The sequence below is a fragment of the Rivularia sp. UHCC 0363 genome (assembly GCF_034931125.1).
Classification (GTDB): Bacteria; Cyanobacteriota; Cyanobacteriia; order Cyanobacteriales; family Nostocaceae; genus Rivularia.
The window spans coordinates 92237-97293 of the sequence record NZ_JAYGHM010000027.1; the positions used below are offsets into that span (position 1 = coordinate 92237).

Consider the following 5057-nt stretch of genomic DNA (forward strand, 5'->3'; position numbering starts at 1 on the left):
GGAGTTAGGAGTGAGGAGTTAGGAGTTAGGAGTTAATAATTACGAATTGTCTCCCCATCCCCCCATCTCCCCATCTCCCCATCCCCCCATCTCCCCATCTCCCCATCTTCCCTACTGATCGCCTTTTTTCCCTTTGTCAGCTAAAACTGCTGGTCCTGCGGTTACTACTACAATTTTGTCTGGATAAAGTAGCTCGCTGGCTGCTTGATTAACTTGGGCAGGTGTAACTGCTTGAATTTTATCAGTATAGCTACGTAGCTCTTCTGTATCTAAACCTAATACGTTATTTCTAATAATCCTATAGGTTAATTCATCTGGAGAAGCGAGAGAAACGTTGTAATTGCCAGTCAAGTTGTGTTTTGCATTCTCAACCTCCGCAGATGTAACACCCTTTTTATGCATATCTTCTAGAAGTTGGCGGGTGCTAGCGATCGCCTTTACGGTATCTTCGGGACTTGTTTGCATTTCAATCAAAAATGTCCCGGAATTTCTCCCAGCGAGAAAGTTACTATAAATACCGTAAGTTAAGCCTAAGCGATCGCGTATTTGAGAACCAAGTCTACTTGATATGGTATCTCCACCCAAAATATGATTTAAAATTGTTGCTGCATAGTATCTAGGATCTTGACGGTTAATTGCTTTGCTACCCATGAAGGTAACTGCTTGCGCTTTTCCAGCAACTACGGGATTAACCCGGACTATTGATTCGGGCAAATGTACTGATGGATAATCAATTTTAGGTATTTTCCCCGAAACTTGCCAATCACCAAATTTTGTTTCAATCAGTTTTTTGACTGCTATGGGTTCAAAATTACCAACTAAAGCTAATACTGTGGTGTCGGGACGATAATGCTTTTTGTGAAAATTTACAACATCAGCACGAGTAATTTTGTGCAAACTCTGTTCTGAAGGAAAACTATAAGAAGGATGTGTTTTCGGAAAAACTGTCTGTGAAAAGGTTCTTTGAGCAACTTCTTCTGGATCGTCCAAGTCTTGCTTGAGAGCAGTTAAAGCTTGTTGACGGGTTAGCTGTAATTGCTGACGGGGAAAGGTCGGATTTCTAATCGCATTTCCTAACGTTTCCACTAAAACTGATAAGTTATCCGACAAGCTGTTACCTTCAATATAAATACCTTCACGGTAGGTTTTAAAGTCTAAACTTGCGCCGCAATCATCCATTATTCTAGCTATACTCAGGAAATCTTGATCTTTAGTACCGTTGATCAAATTATCTGCAACTAAAGATGCTAATCCTGCTTTATTATGCGAGTCAAATTCCGCACCAGCTTTAATATAACCAGCTAAAGTTACTGTAGAAGTACTTTTATCTGGTAGCAGTAAAATCTCTAAACCATTAGGTAAAGTAAACTTGGACGGTATGATTCGACTTGTGGAAGCGATAGTCGAATCTACTGCTGGTAAGTACTTAATTATGTCCCCGCTCGCTACGGTACTTTTAGAAAAGTGTTCGCTGTTTTCCGTATAAAGTTGTTTGCGATCGCTTTTTTCTTTAGCTTTTAACTGAGTTGGTTCAAAAAAGCCTACTGCTCGATCGCTCTGTGCGAGGTATTTTTGAGCGACTCGACGTACATCTTGGGCTGTGACTTTTTGAATGGCAGCTAAATAGCGATCGGTATAAGTATAATCTCCAGTGGTTGCTTCATCATTACCCAACTGCATCGCTAAAGAGGTAATATCACGGTTACTTAAAATTACTGAAGCTTCTAACTGCGCTTTTGCTCTATTTAATTCTTCTGAAGTAACTTCTTCATTTCTTAAATCGCTGATTTCACGATTAACTATAGATTCAATTTTGGATAATTTAGCAGTGGAATTCGCCGTTACTAATAATTCATACCAACCAGCTTCTTGTAAACTAACTACAGTCGCAGATACATCATTAGCTATTCCCGAATCTACTAAATTTTGATACAAACGCGAGTTTCTTCCTTCTGCGAAGATATAATCCATCACATCCAAAACTGGTACATCAGGATGTTTCGCTGAAGGTAAAGTATATACAGCTTGAAATAAAGGTGCAGCCCCCGGTTGTTTTAATACAATTGGTTGGGAGGAATTTGTAATAATAGAATTTTTAACTGTAGCTTGTTCTAAAAAATTTTTATTTTGGTTTACAGGTATATTTTCAAATATATCTTTGACAGCTTGAATCGTTTTAGCGCTTTCAAAATCACCGACAATTACTAATATGGCATTGTTAGGACTATAAAAATTCTCATAGTATTTTTTTACCTGCTCTACAGTAAATTTTTCTACATCCTTCTCCGTACCGCCTACAGGTAATCCATAAGGATGGTTGGGAAAAGCTGCCCGCATTACTGCTTGATTCAAGCGGTATTCCGGACCATTTTCGTAACCTTTCAACTCCGAAATTACTACCCGTTTTTCACTTTCTAGCTGTTCGGTGTCAATAACAGCATTTTGCATTCTATCTGCTTCTAAAGTTAAAATCGCTTTTAATTTATTACGTTCGGCAGTACTGTAATAGACTGTTTGGTCGTGACTGGTAAAAGCATTTGAATCGCTACCCAAAGCACTAAAAAGTCGCCCAAACTGTACCGGACGGCTCTTTGTACCTTTGAACATCATATGTTCCAATTGGTGAGCAATACCGTTCACACCTGGTTTTTCATTGCGGGTTCCTACCTTGTACCACATCTGTACGCTAACCACTGGTGCGGTATGTACTTCTTTGGTAATGACTGTAAGACCATTTTCTAAGATAATTTTATTAACGTTGTCCGCGACTGTTAATACCGTCTTTTTCTGTGCCACTAATTGTTTATTACTATTTACGCATTTAGACACAGCCACAAGTTTGCTGTAACTTGATTCACCACCAAGAAATAGAGCTAGGATCAGCCCTAGTCCTAAAAGCAAATACGGAAAACGACGAACACGCAATAATCTAAAATATACAGACATTTATTTGCTTGATTAATCTGTAAGCTGAACTACAGATTTTTTTTAATTGAATATAGTTTAATCGCTCGAATGAATCTGCTGCCTCGGGAACACTACAGAGAGCATTTATTCTACAGATAAAAGTAATTATTTACAACTATTTAGTTTTTTTAGTTTTCTAAACTACGAATAAATTCCAAAGGTAAGTTATCGGCATCAGCAATAAAAGCAACTTCATAGATACAACTGCCTATTTGCTGCTGAGTGGGTTCTAAAAGTACCTTCAAGGGCTGGATTATTTCTGGTTGCTTGCGGGATGCTTCGGCAAAATTCTGTTTAATATTTGCCAGCCAACTAGGTAAATCGGATGCGACTTCGCTTATATCGAAAGATAAATGGTAGTACCCGACATAATGTTCATCAGCAAATGCATCCGCAGCAGGTTTAGGCTCAGGAATTTGAATTAATTCAATCCTCCCGAACAATCCCTCCATCCAACAAGCCAAAGTATAGCCAGTGGTGAAGCGCTCGCATACTTGAAAATCTAACTGTTCGTAAAAGGCGATCGCCTGATGGATATCCGCAGTCCGAATAGAAGCATGGTGCATCTTAGATAATCTTCAATAGTCTTAAATAGTACCAAAATATCGAAAATATGATTGAAATTTATAAAAACAAAGGTTAGGAGCGATCAAACACCCAACTCCTAACATTTCCGATTATTCAAACAACCTAAAGTAAGGATAGCGTACCGGAACGCCCGGTTCTTTTTCTAAATCAAAATTGATTACCTCCCAACAAGAATCACCAGTATTTTCAGTTTCATCGGGACTAAAATCTACTGGTAAGCCGTACAATCGTGTAGAAGCAGTTTCTGAGTTTTGCCCGCGCCAAGGCGAACTACGCTCCAAATAACCGCCCATTAATTCCTGATACCGGCGAGCAATAATTACCTTAGTAGCTCGATAGCCTTGAGTATAAAGCTTATCTAAGGCTTCGTGAATTTCAAATCGAATGCCATCGGGATGATTGTGCTGACGATACCATTCACCTTTCCATCTGCGCCAATGTCGCCCAGACTGGAGGTGAATCAACTCGCTTGTTTCCGGATTAGCTTCAAAAGCTCCGTGTCTTGGACATAAGTAGGTATCAGTTAATGTAAGTGCCGGAATAGTTTGACGGCAATGCGGACACTGAATTTCGGGCCCATATATAGGGTACTGCAAGCTTAGATTCATCATGAAGTGTATATAAACATCTTTATTTTTATCGCCTTATATTTATTGAATTTTACACTTGCAATAAAACTCCTATAGGTAATCACTTAAAGTTATAGTAAGCCGATTAAGAATAAGAACTATATTCATTATTTATTAGTACAGCATGGCTGAAACAATGAATATGGTTTTTTAGAAGGTAAAAAGTTTATTGACATTTTAACTGTTACAGAATAAAGACTATTTAGAAGTTGAAAATTCAGTCGTGATATTCTGATTAGAGTCCGGCTGATTCTCAATAGCATATTTATATTCTATCGTGTCTACTCCTTCCTACTGGTCTTCTCCCGATATTTCCGCAGCAGCATTCGTAGCAGCCAATGCTGTAGTTATGGGTTCGGTTAACATTGCTACAGGAGCAAGCATTTGGTACGGTGCAGTGGTCAGAGGCGATGTAGAACGCATTCAAATCGGTAAATATACGAACATCCAAGATGGAGCCATTCTCCACGGCGATCCAGGTAAACCAACTATTTTAGAAGATTACGTTACTGTTGGACATCGAGCCGTAATTCATTCTGCATACATCGAACGCGGTACTTTGATCGGTATTGGTGCAATAATTCTTGATGGAGTCCGCGTAGGAACTGGAAGCATTATCGGTGCTGGTGCAGTAGTAACTAAAAACGTTCCTCCATTATCCCTCGTAATTGGGGTTCCAGGTAAAGTCATGCGTCAAAACTCACCCGAACAAGCAGCAGAACTGATCGAACACGCAAAACGCTATCAAAAATTGGCTTTAGTTCATGCTGGGAAAGGTACGGATTTGGGATTTAGTTAAGGATGGAAGGGGACAAGGGGAGATGGGGGGATGGGGAGATGGGGAGATGGGGAGATGGGGGGATTGGGGGATGG

The 5057-nt window shown here is 39.5% G+C and carries 4 protein-coding genes; 1 reads left to right on the forward strand and 3 read right to left on the reverse strand.

What is annotated here, in order from left to right; translation table 11 throughout:
* Window positions 1-111 precede the first annotated feature (111 nt).
* From VB797_RS16895 to VB797_RS16905, 3 genes are all read right to left on the reverse strand, one after another.
* Window positions 112-2946, reverse strand: a complete 2835-nt coding sequence (locus VB797_RS16895) for a pitrilysin family protein (RefSeq protein WP_323238875.1) — start codon at window positions 2944-2946, stop codon at window positions 112-114.
* Between the two features lie 149 nt (window positions 2947-3095).
* Complete coding sequence (locus VB797_RS16900) at window positions 3096-3533, reverse strand: VOC family protein (RefSeq protein ID WP_323238876.1); 438 nt, start codon at window positions 3531-3533, stop codon at window positions 3096-3098.
* A gap of 111 nt (window positions 3534-3644) precedes the next feature.
* Complete coding sequence (locus tag VB797_RS16905; RefSeq protein WP_323238877.1) at window positions 3645-4166, reverse strand: TIGR02652 family protein; 522 nt, start codon at window positions 4164-4166, stop codon at window positions 3645-3647.
* Window positions 4167-4461: 295 nt separating this feature from the next.
* On the opposite strand from VB797_RS16905, the gene VB797_RS16910 reads away from it, so the two are divergent.
* Window positions 4462-4983, forward strand: coding sequence for a gamma carbonic anhydrase family protein (locus tag VB797_RS16910; RefSeq protein WP_323238878.1), 522 nt, complete (start codon window positions 4462-4464; stop codon window positions 4981-4983).
* The last annotated feature ends 74 nt before the right edge of the window (window positions 4984-5057 follow it).